Raw genomic sequence first — 20,839 nt, 5'->3', positions numbered from 1 at the left:
AGGCTGATCGCGCAGTTCCCCGCGCCCCTGAAAGCGGGCGGTTGTGCCCGTTGTGAGTGAGCCCGATCGCCCCTCGAAGCGGATGGCCGTGGTCCTGGCTCGAAGGCTTCGGCTTTCCTTCGCAAAAGGGACTAATTAGGCTCTGTGTATGCCAGTCGTGCCGAGCCTCGGTGGTGCCCCGGATTCCGACGATGTGCCGCGGTTGCTGGAAGCGATGCGGTCCGTGGGGAGTGGGCTTGAGCTGCGGTCCACGTTGGAGCGGATCTGTGGGACCGCGGCGGATCTGGCCGACGCGCGGTACGCGGCGATCGGCGTGGCGGCGGAGGACGGAAACGGGCTGGCCGAGTTCGTGTACCAGGGGGTCGATGGGGAGACGGCCCGGCTGATCGGGCGGTTCCCGGACGGGCACGAAGGGCTGCTCGGGGCACTCCTCCGCGATCCCGAACCCGTGCGGCTCGCGGAGCCGACGGAAGACCCCCGGTCGTGTGGGTTCCCGGAGCACCATCCACGGATGCGTGGCTTCCTAGGGGTGCCCATCCGTGTGCAGGGGGAGATCTTCGGCAACCTCTACCTGGCCGAGAAGCGCGGCGGAGGGCCGTTCGACGACCACGACCTCGACATGCTGCGTGTGCTGGCCGGGGAGGCGGGCATCGCCATCGGGAACGCGCGTCTGTACGAGGCCGCCAAGCAGCGCGAGCGCTGGATCGACGGATCCGTGGCCGTCACGACCGCGCTCCTGTCCGGCGGGGACGCCGACGAGGCCCTGCAGGTGGTCGCGGAACAGGCTCGCCGGCTCTCCGACTCGGCTGCCGGACTCGTACTGCTGCCCGCGGCCGAGGGCGGTCTGGAGATCGTCGCCGTGGCGTCCGAGCGGCCGTCGAAGGCACTGGGGCTGGTCGTGCCGGCCGATAACGAGGTCGTGGGCGAACTCCTCGCGGGAGAAGCCGTGTTCGTCGAGCACGCGGCAACCGACCCGCGCATGCTCAGCGACCTCTCCGGCGGCTACGGGCCGACGATGCTCCTGCCTCTCCAGAGCGGCGGCCGGGTTCTGGGAACCCTTGTCATGGCGCGCTCGGAGGGCGCGCGGCCGTTCTCGGAGACCGAGCGCAACCTGGCGACGCGGTTCGCCTCGCAGGCCGCTCTGGCACTGATGATGGCGGAGGCGCAGCGGGATCGGGAGCGGCTCGCGGTCTATGAGGACCGCGACCGGATCGCCCGTGACCTGCACGATCTCGTCATTCAGCGGCTGTTCACCACCGGGATGATGCTGGAGAGCGCACAGCGGAGGTCCGTAGCGCCCGAGGTGCGGCAGGGCGTTGGCAAGGCGGTCGACGAACTCGACGTCACCATCCAGGAGATCCGCACCGCCATCTTCGCGCTTCAGCAGGAACCGGCCGAGGCGCCGACAGGGCTGCGGACACGCGTCATGCGCGAGATCAGCATGGCGGCCGTGCCGCTCGGCTTCAGGCCGTCGCACCACTTCGTCGGCCCCGTCGACATGGTGGTCGGCGAACTCACGGCCAAGAACCTCATCGCGGCCCTCCGCGAGGCCCTGTCCAACGCCTTCCGGCACGCGGGGGCGTCCCGTATCGACGTCACCGTGGACGCGACCGTACGACTGCCGGACGGGCGGCCCGGCGTACGGCTGACCGTCACGGACGACGGCGTCGGCATCCCCGAGGGCGGGCGGCGCAGCGGGCTCAAGAACCTGGCGCGACGGGCGGAGTCGTTGGGCGGGGACAGTTGGTACGGGCCGGGCAGCGGGGAGAACGGCGGTGGCGCGTCGGTGGTGTGGGAGGCGCCGTACTGAATGAACCCGGTGCGTTCGGCCGGTTCGGGCAGCCGCGCAAGCGACCCGCCGAAGTTCCCTCGACCAGGCCCCTGTTCGGCTCAGTGGAGTGGTCCATCCGTGACAACCGGTCCCCCAGGTGTACGACTTGAACAGGACCGGAGCCGCTTGAGCGCGACACGATCGATGTCATGCGCTCACGTCGTCGCCGTCCCCTGATCGTCCCCGTGCTGCTGTGCGCGCTGGCCGTCCTGGTTGCCCGGCCCACGTCGGCCACGGGAGACGCCGACACCCCGGGCGGCCTGAGCGCCGAGGTGGTGCGGCTGTACGAGGAGGCTTCGCTGGCGACGCAGCAGTACGAGACGGGGCGCCGGGAGGCCGAGGTGCAGCGGGGCCGGGCGCAGCGTCTTGAGCGGCTCCTCACGCGTGAGCGAAAGGACATCGCCGCGCTGCACGGCGACCTCGGCCGGATCGCGCGTGCCCAGTACCGCAGCGGCGGCGGGCTCCCGCACACCGCGCAGATGCTGCTCGCGGACAGCCCCGAGGAACTGATGCGCGGTCAGCGTGCCGTCTGGCAGGCGGATCTCGCGGTCAACAACGCCGTCACCAAGAGCCGCAGGGCCGAGGCCCGGCTGGCCGCCGACGAGGAGAAGGCGGCGTCGGCCTGGCAGGTGCTGGAGCGGCGCAACGGCGAACTCGCCGAGATCAAGCGGGGTATCGAGAAGAAGCTGGAAGAGGCGCAGTGGACGCTCCAGGGGCAGGCGGACGCCGCGGTCGCGGCCGGCGCGTGCCGTGGCGCCGTCCGGCTCGACCAGCCGCGAACGGGCTTCGTCCAGCCATGGGTCGCGCCCGTGGAGACGTACGAACTCTCCTCGGGCTTCGGCAGCGGCGGTGATCGCTGGGCGAGCCGGCACACCGGGCAGGACTTCGCGGTGGACATCGGCACGCCGGTGCGGTCGGTGGGCGCGGGGCGGGTGGTGAAGGTGTCGTGCGGCGGCGCGTTCGGGATCGAGGTCGTGGTGAAACACGCGGGGGGCTACTACACCCAGTACGCCCACCTGGCCGCCGTCACCGTGGAACAGGGAGAGCGGGTGGCCGCGGGACAGTGGGTCGGTCAGTCGGGCACGACGGGCAACTCGACCGGCCCGCATCTGCACTTCGAGGTACGCCTGACGCCTCAGCTGGGATCGGGCGTCGATCCGCGGGAGTGGCTGGCCACGCGAGGGGTTCGGCTGTAGATCGAGGTCCAGGAGAGGGGCGGTAAGGGGCAGGCGCCAGGACGCCGTCCCTTACCGGCGCCCTGCGAGTGCCGGCTCGGCCACTGGCGCTCGGCGAGTGTCCGACCGGCTACCGGCGTTCCGCGAGCATCCGCTCGATCACGACGGCCACCCCGTCCTCGTTGTTGGCGACCGTACGACCGGAGGCTGCCGCGATCACGTCGGGGTGGGCGTTGCCCATCGCGTACGACGTGCCCGCCCAGGTGAGCATCTCCACGTCGTTGGGCATGTCGCCGAAGGCGACGACCTCCTCGTGCGAGATACCGCGCTCGGCGCAGCACAGGGCGAGCGTGCTGGCCTTCGAGACTCCGGGCCCGCTGATCTCCAGGAGCGCGCTCGGGCTGGAGCGGGTGACGTTGGCCCGGTCTCCGATGGCCAGGCGGGCCGTCATGAGGAAGTCGTCCGGGGCGATCTCGTGGTGGAAGGCGAGGATCTTGAGCACGGGCTCATCGGCACCGGGTGCGTCCGGCGCCAGGAGCTTCTCGGCGGGCGCGAGGGTGTCCGGGGTCTCCATGTGCAGCTTCGGATACCCCGGCTCCTGGTAGAAACCGTACGTCTGCTCGATGGCGAACACCGTGCCCGGCGCGGCGTCACGGAGCAGCCGTACCGCGTCGAGCGCGTTCTCCCGCGCCAGCTCCCTGACCTTGACGAAGCGGTGGGCGCCGGGGCCGCCGTGCAGGTCGACGACGGCGGCGCCGTTCCCGCAGATGGCGAGGCCATGACCGTGGACGTGGTCGCTGACGACGTCCATCCAGCGGGCGGGCCGCCCGGTCACGAAGAAGACCTCGATGCCTGCCTCCTCGGCGGCGGCCAGGGCGGCGATCGTGCGCGGCGAGACGGACTTGTCGTCGCGCAGCAGGGTGCCGTCGAGATCTGTGGCGATCAGCCGGGGCGGGAGAGTGGAGGCCGGGTTCCCGGGCCGTCGGGTCGCTGAGGTCACTTCCTCATTCTCCCGCATATGCGCGCACGGGCGTGCGGCGGTCCGCACACTTGAGTGACGCCTGCCTTCACCTGCACCTTTGTCGTTCAGGGGGTGCGGTGCGGTCATCCTGGAGGGAACCCGGTGAAGGACCGTCGAAGCGGCCGCCCGAGCGGCCGCCCGAGCGCCCGGTCAGCGCCTCGGTAGCGAGCTTCGGGAACGAGGCGCCGGAGCCAAGCGCCGGACAGGGCCTCAGCCGAGTTGTCCGACCGCCTCCATCGCGATGTGCTCGAAGGTCTTCTCGTCCGCGGCGAAGTCCGGGTAGTCCGGGACGGGCCAGTGGATCACGATGTCGGTGAAGCCCAGCTCCATGTGCCGGCCCGCGAAGTCGACGAACGCGTCGAGGGACTCCAGCGGACGCGCGCGGTCCGGGGTGAAGCCGGTGAGCAGGACCTTGTCGAGCTCGTTCACATCGCGGCCGACCGCCTCGCACGCGGTGGCCAGCTTCTCGACCTGGCCGCGAATGGCCTGAACCGACTGCTCGGGCGTGCCCGTCTCGAACAGCTTCGGGTCGCCGGTCGTCACCCACGCCTGCCCGTGCCGGGCGGCGAGCTTCAGCCCGCGCGGCCCGGTGGCGGCCACCGCGAAGGGCAGCCGGGGGCGCTGGACGCAGCCGGGAATGTTGTAGGCCTCGCGCGCCGAATAGAACGTGCCGTCGTACGAAACGGAGTTCTCGGTGAGCAGCCGGTCGAGCAGCGGTACGAACTCGCCGAAGCGGTCGGCCCGCTCACGCGGCGTCCACGGCTCCTCGCCGCTCTTCAGCAGCGTCGTGGCGTCGAAGCCGGAGCCGCCCGCGCCGATGCCCAGCGTGATCCGGCCACCGGCGATGTCGTCCAGTGCGATCAGTTCCTTGGCGAGGGTCACCGGATGCCGGAAGTTCGGGGAGGTCACCAGCGTGCCGAGGCGCAGCCGGTCGGTGGCTCCCGCGGCGGCGGTGAGCGTCGGTACGGCCCCGTACCAGGGCCCCTCGCGGAACGTTCGCCACGACAGATGGTCGTACGTGAACGCGGTGTGGAACCCGAGCTGCTCGGCGCGCTGCCATGCGGAACGCCCTCCCTCGTGCCAGCGGAGGTACGGCAGGATCACGGTGCTCAGGCGCAGACTCATGCCTCAGAGCCTAAGCGCAGCCGCGTGGCACGCCCCAAACGGCCGTGAGCGGGGCCGGGCCCGGCCAGCTCGCAGCGGATGGGCCCGGGCAAGGCTGCAGCGGACGAGCCCGGGCGAGCCCGCGCCGATGGCTCTGGGCAAGCCCACGGGGGATGGACCCGGGCAAGCTGGCTGCGATGGGTCCTGCGGGCCGGCCCGCGGGACAGGCCAGGGCCAGGCCCGTCAGTGCGGGGCCGGGAACCGCAGGTAGCGCGGAGGTACGGCGGCCGTGAGCCAGACCCCGTTGGCGCTCACCCGGAACTCGTGGCCGTCGCGGTGCATGGCGGCCGCGTCCACGGAGAGCACGACGGGACGGCCGCGGCGGGCGCCGACACGGGTCGCGGTCTCGCGGTCGGGCGAGAGGTGCACGTCGTGCCGGTTCATCGGCCGCAGCCCCTCGGCGCGGATCGCGTCCAGGCTGTGCGCGACGGTCCCGTGGTAGAGGTACGCGGGCGGGGTCGCCGCCGCCAGGCCCAGGTCGACCTCGACGGAGTGGCCCTGGCTGGCGCGGATCCGCGAGCCCTCGATCGCGAAGCGCCGCTTGTCGTTGTTCGCGACCACGTGGTCGAGCTCGTCCCGGGTGAACCGGAAGCCGTGTGCCGCCGCTGCGGCCATGAGCGTTTCGATCTCGACCCAGCCGCCCTCGTCGAGCGTGAGCCCGATCCGCTCGGGCTGATGCCGCAGGTGCTTCGAGAGATACTTCGACACCTTCACGGTGCGTCTTTCGTCCATCCCGCCAGAGTGCCTGGCGAGACGCTCGTCACGCATTTGATTTTGACCTGGAGGTTTGATCCACAGCCAAGTGCGTTATCCACAGGGCCAGTTGGAGAATCTGTGGACAACTCGCCGGCACTTTACGACGGTTCGTCAACTTTCCTGAGGTCGGCATGATTTGCGGCGAGTGCGTCCAAGGCACGGGCCCTGACCTCCCGTTCGGCGGCCACGGCGATGAATTCGGCCGCCTGCTCCGCGCCGACGAGCCGCTCCACAGCGGCCATTGTCTCCGCGGGGACGGCCACGGAACGCGTCTCGTCCGCAGGCGCCGGGGACTGCTCCGCACCGAGGTGCCGGCGCAGATGACGGTTGGCGAACATCCGCATCGCCCGGGCGAGTTCGGCGTCCACCGTCTGGCGTGCGAGTGGCCGCAGCCGTCGTACGAGCGCGGCCGCTTCGGCGGCGTCCGCGTCCGTCGGCGGGTGCTCGCCGAGATAGCGGGCGAATACGTGCTCGCTGGTGAACTCCAGGAAGCGCGAGGCGATGTGCTCCACCTGGCCCCTCAACTCCCGCAGATGGCCCGAGATCGCGGACAGTGGGACGCCAGCCTCGTACAACTCGGCGGCCACGGCCAGCTCTTGGGGGCTCGGCACGAGGAACGTGTCCTCGCTGCCCGGAACGCGTTCGAGCACCCCGAGCTCGACGGCGTCGGCCACCGCGGTGTCGTCCGGGTGGCCGCCGAACCGCTCGTCGAGCTCGGCCCGCGAGATACGGACCGCCTCCTCGTCCGTCCACGGCCCGTCGACCTCCGCGACCAGGCCGAGCACACCGCCGAGGCCCCGGCCCGCGTCCCAGGCCTCCAGGAGTTCCTTGATCGAGGCCAGTGTGTAGCCGCGGTCCAGGAGGTCGGCGATCTGCCGCAGCCGGGCCAGATGGGTGTCCGAGTACACGTTGGCGCGGCCGCGCCTCTCGGGCCGGGGGAGCAGCCCGCGGTCCTGGTAGGCACGGATCGTCCGGACCGTGGCACCGCTGTGGTGCGCCAGGTCCTCGATCCGGTACGCGACGCCGGCCGGCTCGTCGTCCACGGTCCCTGCCTTCCCGAGTCCTCGTCACCACCCGATAGCACCACCCGATACCGCCACCCGCTGCCGCCGACCCCATGCCGCTACCCGATCGCGGCTCTGCCGATCGCCCCCGCCGCCGTCCTGGCCGCGGGTGACCGCGCCAGATACTCGACCGCCCTGCGCATCGAGCCCTCCTGCGAGGGATGGTACGAGCGCCGCAGATAGCGCGGTACGGCGGAGCCGAGCTCCTTCCACGTGGGCAGCAGCCCTTTGCGCACCGCCCGGTTGTGCTCCCCGAGCGAGTAGCGCAGCCGCCCGGCCAGCCGCGGGTCGTGACGTATGAGGTAGGCCGCGCCCCACGCCCACATGTACAGCATCACGGGGGCCGTGACGGCCATGCCGGCGACCCTGCGCGCGTACCGGGGAAGGCCCTCGCCGCCGCAGTGCTGGTACATGTCGAAGGCGACCGCGCGGTGCTCCACCTCCTCCGCGCCGTGCCAGCGCAGCAGGTCGAGCATGACCTCGTCGCCCCCGGCGCGGTCGAGTCCCTCGGCGGCCAGCACCCAGTCGCCCAGGACGGCCGTGAACTGCTCGATCGCCGCGATCACCGAGAGCCGGAAGCGCAGCCACTCCGGCTCCGGTATCGGTGCGCCGAGCGGCGGGGTCTCGCCGAGGATCTTCTGGAAGAGGTAGTCGACGTGCTTCGTGTACGCGGCCGTGTCGAGGTCCTGTGCGGCGAGGTGGTCCAGCACGTACGAGTGCTGCACGCTGTGTGTCGCCTCCTGGCCCATGAACCCCTTGACGTCCTTGAGGAGTTTGGGGTCGCGGACCAGCGGAAGGCCCTCCTTGAAGACCTTCACGAACCACCGCTCCCCCGCCGGCAGCAGCAGGTGCAGCACGTTGATGACGTGGGTCGCGGTCGGCTCGTCCGGTATCCAGTGGAGCGGGGTCTCCTCCCAGTCGAAGGACACCCGCCGTGGCGTGATCGGGTAGTGGTCGCTCACGGTGGTGCCTTCATCGGTCACAGGGGTGGCTCCATTCGTGCGATCGCGCGCAGCGCTCTCGGCGTGAAGCGGGACATGAGGCGGCCACCGCGTGCCTCCGCGGTGACGGGCACCACGGCCTGGTTGCGGACGACCGCGCGCAGCACGGCCTCGGCGACCTTCTCCGGCGGGTAGTTGCGCAGCCCGTACAGCCGCGCGGACTTCTTCTGGCGCCGCTTCTCCTCGACGGCGTCGACCCCTGTGAAACGCGCGGTCGACGTGATGTTCGTGTTGATGAAGCCCGGGCAGATCGCCGTGACTCCGATGCCCTGCCCGGCCAGCTCGGCGCGCAGGCACTCGCTGAGCATCAGCACCGCCGCCTTCGAGGTGCTGTAGGCGGGCAGCGTCCGGGAGGGCAGATACGCGGCCGCCGACGCGGTGTTGACGATGTGACCGCCCTGTCCGCGCTCGGCCATCTGCTTCCCGAAGAGCCGGCAGCCGTGGATCACGCCCCACAGGTTGACGTCGAGGACGTTGCGCCAGTCCTCCGCGGTGGTGTCGAGGAACGAGCCGGACAGCCCGATCCCGGCGTTGTTCACCAGGACGTCGACCACCCCGTACTCCGCGGCGACCTTCTCGGCGAGCTTCTCCATGGCCTGCTCGTCGGAGACGTCGACCGTCTCGGCCCAGGCTTGAGGGGCGCCGATGAGCCGGGACAGCTCCGCGGTGCGGGCCGCGCTCTCCGCGTCCCGGTCGACGGCCACCACGCGCGCGCCGGCCTCGGCGAACGCGAAGGCGGTGGCCCGCCCGATACCGCTGCCCGCGCCGGTGACCAGCACCAACTGCCCGCCGAAGCGGTCGGCGTACGGGCCGGTCGCCGCCGATGCGGTCCTCCCGCCCTCGGTGGTCGTCACGAACTCGGTGATCCAGGCGGCCAGTTGGTCCGGCCGGGTACGCGGGATCCAGTGCTTGGCCGGGAGCGTGCGGCGCGTCAACTGCGGGGCCCACAGCTCCAGCTCGTCGTAGAGCTTCTCCGAGAGGAACACGTCCCCGAGCGGCGTGATGAGCTGCACGGGCGCGTGTGCGTACGCGTCGGCGCGTGGCCTGCGCAGCCGGGCCCGTACGTTGTCCCGGTACAGCCAGGCGCCGTGTGCGGCGTCCGTGGGCAGGGACGGGGTCGGATAGTCGCCCCCGCGGACCTTCTCCAGCCGCCGCAGGATCTTGGGCCACTGCTTGCCGAGGGGGCCGCGCCAGGCGAGTTCGGGCAGTACCGGGGTGTGCAGCAGGTACACGTACCAGGACTTGGCGCCCTGGCCGAGCAGTTGGCCGATTCTCCGGGGCGTCGGGCGGGACACGCGCTTCTTGATCCAGTGTCCGAAGTGGTCGAGGGACGGCCCCGACATCGACGTGAAGGAGGCGATCCGTCCCTCGGTGCGTTTGACCGTGGTGAACTCCCAGGCCTGGACCGAGCCCCAGTCGTGGCCCACCAGGTGGACCGGACGGTCCGGGCTGACCCCGCCCGCGACCGCCAGGAAGTCGTCCGTCAGCTTCTCCAGGGTGAACCCGCCGCGCAGCGGCTGCGGCGCCGTCGACCGGCCGTGGCCGCGCACGTCGTACAGCACGACATGGAAGTGCCCGGCCAGGCGTGCGGCGACCTCGGACCACACCTCCTTGGAGTCCGGATAGCCGTGCACGAGCATCACCGTGGGCTGTGCCGGATCGCCCAGCTCGGCGACGCACAGCTCGACCCCGCCCGTACGCACCCAGCGCTCGCGCGAACCCTCAAGCGTCACTTGTCCTCCGCCCAGCGCCGCACGTGCGGCAGATCGTCGTCCAGCCAGAAGGCGCTCTGCTCGGGGTCCTTGGAGTCGGTGACCACGAGGATCTCCTCGAACTTCGCGCCCGTACCCCGGAATCCGAGGTGCGGCTCGACCGCCCACAGGCCTGGCCGGGGAGGGTGGTCGGAGAACCTGTACGGCGACCACAGCGGGGACCAGCCGTCTCGGTGGCCGTGGATCGCGTCGCTCGCCAGGCCCTTGAGCGACTGCGTGCCGAACCCGAACAGCTTCGGTGACCAGCGCCGCTCCCTGACCCGGTCGACCTTGTGCGCGATCACCCCGAAGGGATACGCCCGGTGTCGGTTCGCATAGCCCTGGCGGACCATGAGGCGGTCCACGTCCTGGTAGATCTCGCGCAGTGGGCGCCGCTCGCGCACCTCGCGCAGGATCAGCTCGCGGTGGGCCTCCAGGTCGGCGAGGAGCTTGTCCTGCAGCGGGTTGGGCCCCAGCGAGCCGGAGTACCCGATGTCCGCGGTGAAGCCCTTGAAGACCGGTGCCATGTCGAGGATGAACGGCATCCCCGCCTCCAGGCGCCGGTTCGTGGGGAAGAACTGCAGCGGGATCCGGAAGTCCACGAACGCCGTACGGTCCCCGAACCAGGCGAAGGGCAGATGGAACCAGTCGCGTACGCCGCGCTCGCGCAGCCACTCGCGCTGCATCCGCGCCGCGTCGCGCTCGGTCACGCCCGGCTTCAGCTGCGCCGCGACCGCCTCCGCGCACTCGTACGCGAGCCGCTGTACCTCTCTGAACCCCCGCAGTTCCGCGGTGAGTCCGCCGCCCTTACCCGAAGAAGTCCCTGGTGAAGCCGCTGCCGCTGCCACTGCCGAGGTCATGCCACCGTCCGTCCCAAGCCGACTGCCGTACACGCCCGCAACTTGACACTGATGAATGTGACAATTGTTGGAGGCTGCGTCAATAGGCGTGCACGCGACCTGTGGACAACCGGGCCGATGTGGACAACCGGCCCGGAAGGCCAACCTGATGACGCCTGACGGCCGGCCGGATGATCGGCCCTATGCGGACAATCGGGCCGAGACGGGCCCCGCGTGATGCCGTCCGTCCGCCGCCGGTTGTTCGACCTCAGGGGGACCCCTACGGGCCCGTAATACCCGAGAGGGACGCCGATACAGCTCCCAGGGTTGACGACCGCTGTGGTCTGCGCCACTACCTTCGAATTGTGACTGTGATCGCGACCGAAAGCCTGAGCAAGCGGTTCCCGAGGGTGACCGCTCTTGACCGGCTCTCCGTGGACGTCGGGCCCGGTGTGACCGGACTCGTCGGAGCCAACGGAGCCGGCAAGTCCACACTGATCAAGATCCTGCTGGGTCTGTCCCCCGCCACCGAGGGCCGCGCCGAAGTGCTCGGACTCGATGTCGCCACCAAGGGCGGTGACATCCGTGAGCGCGTCGGCTACATGCCGGAGCACGACTGTCTGCCGCCCGACGTCTCGGCCACCGAGTTCGTCGTCCACATGGCGCGCATGTCCGGCCTGCCCCCGACGGCGGCCCGCGAGCGCACCGCGGACACGCTGCGCCACGTCGGCCTCTACGAGGAGCGCTACCGCCCCATCGGTGGTTACTCGACGGGCATGAAGCAGCGCGTGAAGCTCGCCCAGGCGCTGGTCCACGACCCGCAGCTGGTCTTCCTGGACGAGCCGACGAACGGCCTGGACCCGGTCGGCCGTGACGAGATGCTCGGCCTGATCCGCCGTATCCACACCGACTTCGGCATCTCCGTCCTGGTCACCTCGCACCTCCTCGGCGAGCTGGAGCGCACCTGCGACCACGTCGTGGTCGTCGACGGCGGCAAGCTCCTGCGGTCCAGCTCCACCACGGACTTCACGCAGAGCACGGCGATCCTCGCGATCGAGGTCACCGACACCGACGAGCACCCGGACGGCACCCGCGCGGTGCGCGACGTGCTCCACGCGCGCGGGATCGACACCCACGACGGCAGCGGACTGCCCGGCGCGGGCCACATCCTCCTGCTCACGGCGGAGGGCGAGGAGACGTACGACGTCGTACGGGACGTCGTGGCCGACCTGGGCCTCGGTCTGGTGCGCATGGAGCAGCGCAGGCACCACATCTCGGAGGTCTTCAAGGACAGCGACGAGCAGGCTCTCCAAGGCGGCGACGAACAGCGGAAGGAGGCGGTCGGCCATGGCGGTTGAGCAGCCCCCGGCACAGACCTCGGCCCAGGCCACGGCCCCGGCCCGCCCGGGCGAGCAGACCCGGATCCACAACATCGGCTACCGCAACTACGACGGCCCGCGCCTGGGCCGCGCGTACGCCCGCCGGTCGCTCTACTCGCAGTCCCTGCGCGGCGCCTACGGCCTCGGCCGCTCGGTGAAGTCCAAGGTGCTGCCGATGCTGCTCTTCGTGGTGATGTGCGTCCCCGCGCTGATCATGGTCGCGGTCGCCGTCGCCACCAAGGCGAAGGACCTGCCCGTCGACTACACGAACTACGCGGTCATCATGCAGGCCGTCATCGGGCTGTACGTCGCCTCCCAGGGACCGCAGTCCGTCTCCCGGGACCTGCGCTTCAAGACCGTTCCGCTGTACTTCTCCCGCCCCATCGAGACCGTCGACTACGTCCGCGCCAAGTACGCGGCGCTGGCCTCGGCACTGTTCATGCTCACCGCCGCACCGCTGCTCGTGCTGTACGTGGGCGCGCTGCTGGCCAAGCTCGACTTCTCCGACCAGACCAAGGGTTTCGCACAAGGGCTCGTCTCCGTGGCACTGCTCTCTCTCCTCTTCGCAGGCATCGGCCTGGTCATCTCGGCGGTCACGCCCCGGCGCGGCTTCGGCATCGCCGCCGTCATCGCCGTACTGACCATCTCCTACGGAGCCGTCTCCACCGTCCAGGCCATCGCCCAGTCGCAGGACAGCACCTCGACGATCCCGTGGCTCGGCCTGTTCTCACCCATCACGCTCATCGACGGCGTACAGACCGCCTTCCTCGGCGCATCGTCCTCGTACCCGGGCGAGGTGGGGCCCTCGTCCGGACAGGGCGTCGTCTTCCTCCTCGTCACCCTGGGACTCATCGCCGGCTGCTATGGCCTGCTGATGCGCCGCTACCGAAAGGTCGGACTGTGACCACGCTCACCATCGACCACGTGTCGCGCTGGTTCGGCAACGTGGTGGCCGTCAACGACGTCACCATGACGATCGGCCCCGGCGTCACCGGCCTGCTCGGTCCCAACGGCGCGGGAAAGTCCACCCTCATCAACATGATGGGCGGCTTCCTGGCCCCCTCCACGGGCAGCGTCACGCTCGACGGCCAGGCGACCTGGCGCAACGAACAGATCTACAAGCAGATCGGCATCGTCCCCGAGCGCGAGGCGATGTACGACTTCCTCACGGGCCGCGAATTCGTCGTCGCCAACGCCGAGTTGCACGGCCTCGGAGACAAGGCCGCCCAGCGGGCCCTCGCCACGGTCCAGATGGAGTACGCGCAGGACCGCAAGATCTCCACGTACTCCAAAGGCATGCGTCAGCGCGTGAAGATGGCCTCGGCGCTCGTCCACAACCCGTCCCTGCTGCTCCTCGACGAGCCCTTCAACGGCATGGACCCGCGCCAGCGCATGCAGCTCATGGACCTGCTGCGGCGCATGGGCGACGAGGGCCGTACGGTCCTCTTCTCGTCCCACATCCTCGAAGAGGTCGAGCAACTCGCCTCGCACATCGAGGTGATCGTCGCCGGACGGCACGCGGCGAGCGGAGACTTCCGCCGGATCCGCCGCCTGATGACCGACCGCCCGCACCGCTACCTGGTGCGTTCCAGCGACGACCGCGCCCTGGCGGCCGCGCTGATCGCCGACCCGTCGACGTCCGGCATCGAAGTGGACCTCCAGGAGGGCGCGTTGCGCATCCAGGCGGTCGACTTCCCACGCTTCACGGCACTGCTGCCGCGGGTGGCCCGTGACCACGGCATCCGGCTGCTCACGGTCTCGCCGTCCGACGAGTCCCTCGAGTCCGTCTTCTCGTATCTCGTCGCGGCGTAGGAGGCCCAAGATGTACGACCCCACAGTCGCCCGGCTCACCTACCGCGGCCTGCTCGGCCGCCGCCGGGCCCTCATCCTGGGCGCCCTGCCCGCCCTGCTGATCGTCATCTCCGTGGCCGTACGCGCCTTCACGGGCGCCGACGACCAGGTGGCCTCGGACGTCCTCGGCGGGTTCGCGCTCGCCACGATGGTGCCCATCATCGGTGTCATCGCGGGCACCGGTGCGATCGGCCCCGAGATCGACGACGGATCGGTCGTCTACCTGCTCGCCAAGCCGGTAAAACGCCCCACGATCATCTTCACCAAGCTGATCGTCGCCATCGCCGTCACCATGGCGTTCTCGGCGATCCCGACGTTCCTCGCGGGAATGATCCTCAACGGCAACGGCCAGCAGATCGCCGTCGCCTACACGGTGGCCGCGCTGGTCGCCTCCATCGCGTACGCAGCGATGTTCCTGCTCCTGGGCACCATCACGCGGCACGCGGTCGTCTTCGGACTCGTCTACGCCCTCGTGTGGGAGACCCTCTTCGGGTCGCTGGTCTCCGGGGCACGCACGCTCAGCGTCCAGCAGTGGTCCCTCGCCGTCGCCCAGAAGGTGTCCGGCGGAGACCTCGTCACGTCGGACGTCGGGCTGACCACGGGGACGGTGCTGCTGGTCGTCGTGACCGTCGCCGCCACCTGGTTCGCCGGACAGAAGCTGCGGTCGCTGACGCTGGCCGGTGAGGAGTAACCGCTCCGGGGAGTCGGGGCGGCTCCACGTGCGCGTGACCGGCTTTCCGGGGCACGCGCGCGTGGAGCCACGTTTGATCTTGAGATCGGCTTTACACGCAGAACGGCACACTTGCTCAAGGGGATGCACAGCGAGGAGGAACGGGGATGGCAGCGCAGGCACCGCGGAGCGAAGGACAGGGTCCCGGCGATGGTCAGGGCCAGGGGGCGTCCGAGGACGTCTGGGACGAGCTCGTCCTGGACGACGACTTCATACGGTCCGCCGACACGGCCGAGCCGTCCGCGCGAGCCCGGATGCTCGCGGCCCGCTGGCGCGACGGCGGACCCGACCCGCAGCCCTGGCGCTCCGACGAGCCGCCCGCGGGCTGGTTCTTCAGCAAGGCACGGCGCCGCAGGTGGCGTCGCCGCTAGCCCGCCTCCCGCTAGCCCGCCTCCCGATAGCCCCGGGTCGCCTTCTGCCGGCCTTCCACCGGCCTTCCGCCGGGAGCCCCCAGCCGGGAGACTCCGGCCGGGAGTCCTCCGCTTGGCGTCTTCCGTCGGACGCCGCGCTCGGCCGGTGATTTATTCGGTGGCGTCCAACTAGGCGTACGGGCACAGTGGTTATGTCCAAGTCGCCGGGTTCCTCCGGCGCCACGATCCGGGAGAGGAGCGCGACGATGCCCGTCAGTAGCAGTTCGTCGAGCTCCCAGCAGGGCAGCCGGCGGGCTCCGGAGTAGTTACCCCTCCGTCGAGTCCGCCCCACACGGGGAGCTGCCCGGGGCGGCCGCTTCGAGCGCGCACATTGGCGCGGGCCGCCCACCCGGAGGATTGGCCGAGCGGTAAGGCACCGGCTTGCTAAGCCGTGGTCGGGGTTGACCCCCCGCGCGTGTTCGATCCACGCATCCTCCGCAAGACGCTGTCGCTGTGACTCGGCGGAGTTCGAGACGCCGCTTCGCGGCAAGATTTCCCGCCGCCCGCCGCCCGTTCCCTTTCGCCTCTTCGGGGCGGGCTCATCGCGTGCTGCAGTCGATTTCCCCGGCAGGTTCTCCGGCAGCGCCGGGGGCGGGCGGTGGCGCTAGCCCAGCAACCTCTCCAGCACCACCGCGATGCCGTCCTCCTCGTTCGACGACGTCATCTCGTCCGCCACGGCCTTGAGTTCCTCATGGGCGTTGGCCATTGCCACGCCATGGGCCGACCACGCGAACATCGGGATGTCGTTCGGCATGTCGCCGAAGGCGATCGTGTCGGCGGCCTTCACGCCCAGGCGGCGGGCCGCCAGGGAAAGGCCCGTGGCCTTGGACAGGCCGAGGGGGAGGATCTCGACGATGCCCTCGCCCGCCATCACGACGCTCACCAGACCGCCGGCCGCCGCTCGCGCCGCGGCCGTCAGCTCGTCGTCGGTGAGCTCGGGATGCTGGATGTACATCTTGGTCAGGGGCGCGGCCCAGAGCTCCGCGACATCGGTGAACGGGACGGCCTCCAGCGCGCCCAGCACCCGGTAGCCGGGGCCGATCAGGACATCCCCGTCGATGCCGTCGCGGCTCGCGGCGACGGCCAGCGGGCCGACCTCCGCCTCGATCTTGGCCAGCGCGAGACCGGCCACCTGCCGGTCCAGGGTCACCGATGTGAGCAGGCGGTGCGCCCCGGCGTCGTACAGCTGCGCGCCCTGACCGCACACCGCGAGTCCCTCGTATCCGAGTTCGTCGAGGATGTGGCGCGTCCAGGGCACCGCGCGGCCGGTGACGACGAGGTGAGCGGCGCCCGCCACGGTGGCCGCGGCGAGCGCCTCACGCGTGCGCTCCGAGACCGTGTCGTCGGAGCGCAGCAACGTTCCGTCGAGATCGGTCGCGACGAGCTTGTAGGGGAACGCCTCGGTCTTTCCGGTCTCCCCGGCTGACGCGGTCGAGCCGGTCGGGGCCGTCGGCCCAGTGGTGCCGGTCACTTGGAGATCGGCTCCAGCACCTCACGGCCGCCCAGATACGGACGCAGCACCTCGGGAACCCGTACGGAACCGTCGGCCAGCTGGTGGTTCTCCAGGATCGCCACGATCGTGCGCGGTACGGCGCACAGCGTGCCGTTCAGCGTCGCGAGCGGCTGCACCTTCTTGCCGTCACGCATGCGCACCGACAGCCGGCGGGCCTGGAAGCTGTCGCAGTTCGAGGCCGACGTCAACTCGCGGTACTTGCCCTGGGTCGGGATCCACGCCTCGCAGTCGAACTTGCGCGAGGCGGACGCGCCCAGGTCGGCCGACGCCACGTCGATCACCTGGAACGGCAGCTCAAGCCCGGTCAGCCACTGCTTCTCCCACTCCAGGAGCCGCTGGTGCTCGTTCTCGGCGTCCTCGGGGTTGACGTACGAGAACATCTCGACCTTGTCGAACTGGTGCACGCGGAAGATGCCCCGCGTGTCCTTGCCGTACGTGCCGGCCTCGCGGCGGAAGCACGGCGAGAAGCCCGCGTAGCGCAGGGGCAGCTTGTCGGCGTCGAGGATCTCGTCCATGTGGTACGCCGCGAGCGGGACCTCGGAGGTGCCGACCAGGTAGTAGTCGTCCTTCTCCAGGTGGTACACGTTCTCCGCGGCCTGGCCGAGGAAGCCGGTGCCCTCCATGGCGCGCGGGCGGACCAGCGCCGGAGTCAGCATCGGGATGAACCCGGCCTCCGTCGCCTGCGCGATCGCCGCGTTGACGAGGGCGAGCTCAAGAAGTGCGCCGACACCCGTCAGGTAGTAGAAGCGCGAGCCGGACACCTTGGCGCCGCGCTCGACGTCGATGGCCCCCAGGGCCTCGCCGAGCTCCAGGTGGTCCTTGGGCTCGAAGCCCTCGGCACCGAAGTCGCGGATGGTCCCGTGCGTCTCCAGGACGACGAAGTCCTCCTCGCCGCCGACCGGGACGTCGGGGTGCACGAGGTTGCCGAGCTGGAGGAGGAGGCGCTTGGTCTCCTCGTCGGCCTCGTGCTGCTCGGCGTCGGCCGTCTTGACGTCGGAGGCGAGCTGGCCGGCCTTCTTCAGCAGCTCGGCCTTCTCGTCGGCCGAGGCCTTGGGGATCAGCTTGCCGAGCGCCTTCTGCTCGGAACGCAGCTCGTCGAAGCGGACGCCGGACGACCTGCGCCGCTCGTCGGCGGAGAGGAGGGCGTCGACGACGGCGACGTCCTCTCCACGGGCGCGCTGGGAGGCGCGAACACGGTCGGGGTCCTCACGAAGCAGGCGAAGGTCAATCACCCCACAAGGCTACCGGTGCGGGGTTCCGACTCACGACTCGGTATTCCGTTCTGCCGCTTCTGTCACGTTTTGGGGGAATTGGCGAAGCGCTTCAATGGGCGTCAATGAAAGGAGAGCCGCTCCCTGGAACGGGGCAGGTGGGATTCAGTCGGTTGACTCGATTCCCTTGCGGAGAACGGGACTTGAGAACTGGGTTGTCCACAGAAATCCACACCCCGGAAAAGTTATCCACAGGCTGTGCGAAAGATCTGTGGACATCGGAAGTGATCCTTCCCAAAGCTGTGCGCAGGGCAAAGAATTCCCGGACCAAACCCTCCCTACACGCACTTTCGAGTGGAAATGGTTCGCTCTATGGGATTGGTCAACAGAAACGGGTGGACGAAGGGTGACCGATGGGGCTGTGGACGGACTTGTGGGCTGTAGGCCGATTTGTCGACTGAGTCGCGCTTCGTTGTCGACTTGTCCCCAGGTCGAGAAGCGAGCCTGTGGATAACTTCTGTGGATGGAGACAATCTGCAGGTAGGACCGGCCGAAACGGGCCGGCGGAGCCGACAGATCCGCCCGAGAAGCCGCCCGGAGGACGGCCAGTGACTGCCGGGTTGCCAACGGGTGGCCGCTCGGCAGCAGTGAGAAAAGCCCGCTCAGTGAGCCGCGTTCAGCGAAGCCCGTTCAGAACCGGCCGTCCTGGCAGCGCGCCAGCCAGTCCGAGGCCGCCGCGAACTCGCTGTCCGACGTACCGGCCCGCGGCGCGCGTACGTCCCTGGGGTCGACGTCGGCCTGCGGATACGAGCCGAGGAACCGCACCTGCGGACAGATCCGCTTGAGGCCCATCAGTGCCTCGCCGACGCGGCGGTCCGCGATGTGACCCTCGGCGTCGATGGCGAAGCAGTAGTTGCCGATGCCCTCGCCGGTCGGCCGGGACTGCAGCAGCATCAGGTTGATCCCGCGGACGGCGAACTCCTGGAGGAGTTCGAGCAGGGCACCCGGGTGGTCGTCGCGCTGCCAGATGACCACGGAGGTCTTGTCCGCGCCGGTCGGCGCCGCGGGCCGGGCGGGCCTGCCCACCAGGACGAACCGGGTCTGCGCGTTCTCCGCGTCGTGGATCCCCGTCTCCAGGGCCTCCAGGCCGTACCGCTCCGCCGCGAACTCGCCCGCGAAGGCCGCGTCGTAGCGCCCCTCCTGCACCAGACGGGCGCCGTCCGCGTTGGAGGCCGCCGACTCCCAGATGACGTCCGGGAGGTTGTTCTTCATCCAGTTGCGGACCTGCGGCTGCGCGGCCGGGTGCGCGCTGACCGTCTTGATCTCCGAGAGCTTCGTGCCCGGGCGGACCAGCAGCGCGAAGGTGATCGAGAGAAGGACCTCGCGGTAGATCATCAGCGGTTCGCCGACGGCCAGTTCGTCGACCGTGGTGGTGATGCCGCCCTCGACGGAGTTCTCGATCGGTACGAACGCGGCCTCGGCCTCGCCGGCCCGGACCGCGTCGAGCGCGGCGGGCACGGACACCATCGGGATGAGCTGCCGGGTGGCCGACTCCGGAAGAGTCCGCAGAGCGACTTCGGTGAAGGTGCCCTCGGGGCCGAGATACGCGTAGCTGGCTGGCATGGCCTCACCCTAATGGGCCTTGCGCGGCCCGGCTCCCGCTTCAGGTCCCAGGCGTCCCGGCTCCCGCTTCAGGTCCCAGCCGTCCCGGCTCCCTCAGTCGCCCCAGCGAGCAGATCTCACCCCTCCAGCAACCTCTGCCCCACGTACTCCCCCTCCGCTGCCCCGCCCGGCACCGCGAACAGGCCGCTCGACTCGTGCCGGATGTACGTGGACAGCGCGTCACCGCGGTCGAGCTTGCGCTGCACCGGTACGAAGCCGCGCAGCGGGTCGGCCTGCCAGCAGACGAAGAGCAGGCCAGCGTCCGGGACGCCGTCCGCGTCGATGCCGTCGTGGAAGGAGAACGGCCTGCGGAGCATCGCGGCGCCGCCGTTCTCGTCGGGCCGGGTGATACGGGAATGGGCGTTGATGGGGACGACGAGCCCACCGTCGGCGTCGGTCTTCTCCAGGTCCATCTCGGTCGTCTCGGTGCCGCCGGAGAGCGGTGCCCCGGTGGTCTTCCGCCGCCCGATCACGTCCTCCTGCGCCTTGACCGAGAGCTTCTCCCAGTCGTCGAGGAGCATGCGGATACGGCGTACGACGGCGTACGAGCCGCCTGCCATCCACGACGGGTCGCCCGCGTCGGGCACGAAGATCCACCGGTCGAAGTCGGACTCCGACGGCTTGGGATTGCGCGTGCCGTCGATCTGCCCCATCAGGTTGCGGGCCGTCATGGGCTGGGAGGTGGCCCCTGGCGAGCGGTTGAAGCCGTTCATCTGCCAGCGCACCTTCGCCGCCTGCCCCGCGTCCTTCTGGATCGCGCGCAGGGCATGGAAGGCGACCAGGGCGTCGTTCGAGCCGATCTGCACCCACAGGTCGCCGTTGCTGCGCGCCTTGTCCAGGTGGTCCGAGGAGAAGTCGGGCAGCGGGTCGAGGGCGATCGGCCGCTGCTTCTCCAGTCCCGTACGGGCGAAGAAGCTGTGGCCGAAGCCGAAGGTGACCGTGAGGGACGAGGGTCCGGCGTCGCGCGCCACGTCCGTGTCGGCGCTCGCGGACGCCTCGCCCGCCATCAGCCGCCGGGCCGTCGTCGACCAGCGCCGCAGCAGGGCGGCCGCCTCCTTGCGGCCGGCACCCGCCGCGAGATCGAAGGCGACCAGGTGGCCGCGGGCCTGCAGCGCGGTCGTGATGCCGGGCTGATGTTTCCCGTGAAACATCACCTCGTCCGCGCCGAGCGAGCTGAGGAGCGCGGTCCGGTCGGCGGAGGGCGCCGCGGCGTATCCGGCGGCCCCTCCCGCGGCGCCGAGCGCGAGCCCGGTGGCACCGGCGGTACCGAGCAGGCGGCGCCGCGAAATGACGCCCTTGGAGGGGGCCTCTTGGGAAACGGCCCCCCTAGGAGGGGCATTTTCGGAAGAGGTCCCCTTGGCAGCGGCCCCCTTGGGAGCGCCCTTCGGGGCAGTGGCCTTCTGGGAGACGCCTCCCTGACCGGGTGCCCCTTCGGCAGGGGCACCCGGGGAGGACGTCTCCGGAGTGGACTGTTCAGCCAT

General features: G+C 70.3%; 18 protein-coding genes and 1 tRNA gene. 8 read left to right on the top strand and 11 right to left on the bottom strand.

Annotated features, from left to right (window positions below; genetic code table 11):
- The first annotated feature begins 148 nt into the window (after window positions 1-148).
- Both ACZ5VQ_RS11540 and ACZ5VQ_RS11535 read left to right on the top strand, forming a co-directional pair.
- Window positions 149-1,810, top strand: a complete 1,662-nt coding sequence (locus tag ACZ5VQ_RS11540; RefSeq protein WP_469104716.1) for a GAF domain-containing sensor histidine kinase — start codon at window positions 149-151, stop codon at window positions 1,808-1,810.
- Between the two features lie 170 nt (window positions 1,811-1,980).
- Window positions 1,981-3,027: a M23 family metallopeptidase gene (locus ACZ5VQ_RS11535; protein WP_469104715.1), complete on the top strand. Its 1,047-nt coding sequence runs from the start codon at window positions 1,981-1,983 to the stop codon at window positions 3,025-3,027.
- A 109-nt stretch (window positions 3,028-3,136) separates the two neighbouring features.
- Here ACZ5VQ_RS11535 and ACZ5VQ_RS11530 read toward each other — a convergent pair whose 3' ends face one another.
- The 7 genes from ACZ5VQ_RS11530 to ACZ5VQ_RS11500 all read right to left on the bottom strand — a co-directional run bounded on the left by ACZ5VQ_RS11530 (window position 3,137) and on the right by ACZ5VQ_RS11500 (window position 10,623).
- Complete coding sequence (locus tag ACZ5VQ_RS11530; protein WP_469104714.1) at window positions 3,137-4,024, bottom strand: Cof-type HAD-IIB family hydrolase; 888 nt, start codon at window positions 4,022-4,024, stop codon at window positions 3,137-3,139.
- A 213-nt stretch (window positions 4,025-4,237) separates the two neighbouring features.
- On the bottom strand, window positions 4,238-5,152 hold the full coding sequence (locus ACZ5VQ_RS11525; protein WP_469104713.1) for an LLM class flavin-dependent oxidoreductase: 915 nt from the start codon (window positions 5,150-5,152) through the stop codon (window positions 4,238-4,240).
- Between the two features lie 222 nt (window positions 5,153-5,374).
- Window positions 5,375-5,923, bottom strand: coding sequence for an RNA 2'-phosphotransferase (locus ACZ5VQ_RS11520; protein WP_469104712.1), 549 nt, complete (start codon window positions 5,921-5,923; stop codon window positions 5,375-5,377).
- Between the two features lie 122 nt (window positions 5,924-6,045).
- Window positions 6,046-6,990 (bottom strand): MerR family transcriptional regulator, encoded by a 945-nt coding sequence (locus ACZ5VQ_RS11515; RefSeq protein ID WP_469104711.1) that lies wholly within the window; start codon window positions 6,988-6,990, stop codon window positions 6,046-6,048.
- Window positions 6,991-7,070: 80 nt separating this feature from the next.
- Entirely contained in the window at window positions 7,071-7,994 is a 924-nt protein-coding gene (locus tag ACZ5VQ_RS11510) for a metal-dependent hydrolase (protein WP_469104710.1), read from the bottom strand.
- A complete protein-coding gene (locus ACZ5VQ_RS11505) occupies window positions 7,991-9,745 on the bottom strand; it encodes an SDR family oxidoreductase (RefSeq protein WP_469104709.1) in 1,755 nt (584 codons plus the stop codon). The genes ACZ5VQ_RS11510 and ACZ5VQ_RS11505 overlap by 4 nt, the downstream gene beginning before the upstream one ends.
- Window positions 9,742-10,623, bottom strand: a complete 882-nt coding sequence (locus ACZ5VQ_RS11500; RefSeq protein ID WP_469104708.1) for a M24 family metallopeptidase — start codon at window positions 10,621-10,623, stop codon at window positions 9,742-9,744. The genes ACZ5VQ_RS11505 and ACZ5VQ_RS11500 overlap by 4 nt, the downstream gene beginning before the upstream one ends.
- A gap of 350 nt (window positions 10,624-10,973) precedes the next feature.
- On the opposite strand from ACZ5VQ_RS11500, the gene ACZ5VQ_RS11495 reads away from it, so the two are divergent.
- The 6 genes from ACZ5VQ_RS11495 (at window position 10,974) to ACZ5VQ_RS11470 (ending at window position 15,410) form a co-directional block, all read left to right on the top strand.
- Window positions 10,974-11,960 (top strand): ABC transporter ATP-binding protein, encoded by a 987-nt coding sequence (locus ACZ5VQ_RS11495; RefSeq protein ID WP_055613974.1) that lies wholly within the window; start codon window positions 10,974-10,976, stop codon window positions 11,958-11,960.
- Window positions 11,950-12,885, top strand: coding sequence for an ABC transporter permease (locus ACZ5VQ_RS11490; RefSeq protein WP_469104707.1), 936 nt, complete (start codon window positions 11,950-11,952; stop codon window positions 12,883-12,885). The genes ACZ5VQ_RS11495 and ACZ5VQ_RS11490 overlap by 11 nt, the downstream gene beginning before the upstream one ends.
- Complete coding sequence (locus ACZ5VQ_RS11485) at window positions 12,882-13,793, top strand: ABC transporter ATP-binding protein (protein ID WP_189841576.1); 912 nt, start codon at window positions 12,882-12,884, stop codon at window positions 13,791-13,793. Before ACZ5VQ_RS11490 ends, ACZ5VQ_RS11485 begins: the two co-directional genes overlap by 4 nt.
- A 10-nt stretch (window positions 13,794-13,803) precedes the next feature.
- Window positions 13,804-14,523 (top strand): ABC transporter permease, encoded by a 720-nt coding sequence (locus tag ACZ5VQ_RS11480; RefSeq protein ID WP_362071252.1) that lies wholly within the window; start codon window positions 13,804-13,806, stop codon window positions 14,521-14,523.
- Window positions 14,524-14,669: 146 nt separating this feature from the next.
- Entirely contained in the window at window positions 14,670-14,933 is a 264-nt protein-coding gene (locus tag ACZ5VQ_RS11475) for an SGM_3592 family protein (RefSeq protein ID WP_200397004.1), read from the top strand.
- 390 nt (window positions 14,934-15,323) lie between these two features.
- Window positions 15,324-15,410: transfer RNA gene (locus ACZ5VQ_RS11470), tRNA-Ser, on the top strand.
- Between the two features lie 166 nt (window positions 15,411-15,576).
- Here ACZ5VQ_RS11470 and ACZ5VQ_RS11465 read toward each other — a convergent pair.
- The 4 genes from ACZ5VQ_RS11465 to efeB all read right to left on the bottom strand — a co-directional run bounded on the left by ACZ5VQ_RS11465 (window position 15,577) and on the right by efeB (window position 20,839).
- On the bottom strand, window positions 15,577-16,443 hold the full coding sequence (locus ACZ5VQ_RS11465; RefSeq protein ID WP_469104706.1) for an HAD family hydrolase: 867 nt from the start codon (window positions 16,441-16,443) through the stop codon (window positions 15,577-15,579).
- Window positions 16,440-17,717 (bottom strand): serine--tRNA ligase, encoded by a 1,278-nt coding sequence (gene serS / locus ACZ5VQ_RS11460; protein ID WP_469104705.1) that lies wholly within the window; start codon window positions 17,715-17,717, stop codon window positions 16,440-16,442. The genes ACZ5VQ_RS11465 and serS overlap by 4 nt, the downstream gene beginning before the upstream one ends.
- A gap of 669 nt (window positions 17,718-18,386) precedes the next feature.
- Window positions 18,387-19,319, bottom strand: a complete 933-nt coding sequence (pheA, locus tag ACZ5VQ_RS11455; RefSeq protein ID WP_469104704.1) for a prephenate dehydratase — start codon at window positions 19,317-19,319, stop codon at window positions 18,387-18,389.
- Between the two features lie 116 nt (window positions 19,320-19,435).
- The gene (gene efeB, locus ACZ5VQ_RS11450; RefSeq protein ID WP_469104703.1) at window positions 19,436-20,839 is read right to left on the bottom strand and encodes an iron uptake transporter deferrochelatase/peroxidase subunit; all 1,404 of its coding nucleotides are present in this window, start codon (window positions 20,837-20,839) and stop codon (window positions 19,436-19,438) included.

It is taken from the genome of Streptomyces sp. NPDC033178 (assembly GCF_055577685.1).
The sequence above is the reverse complement of the archived record's forward strand: the minus strand, read 5'-3'. Positions and strand labels throughout refer to the sequence as shown.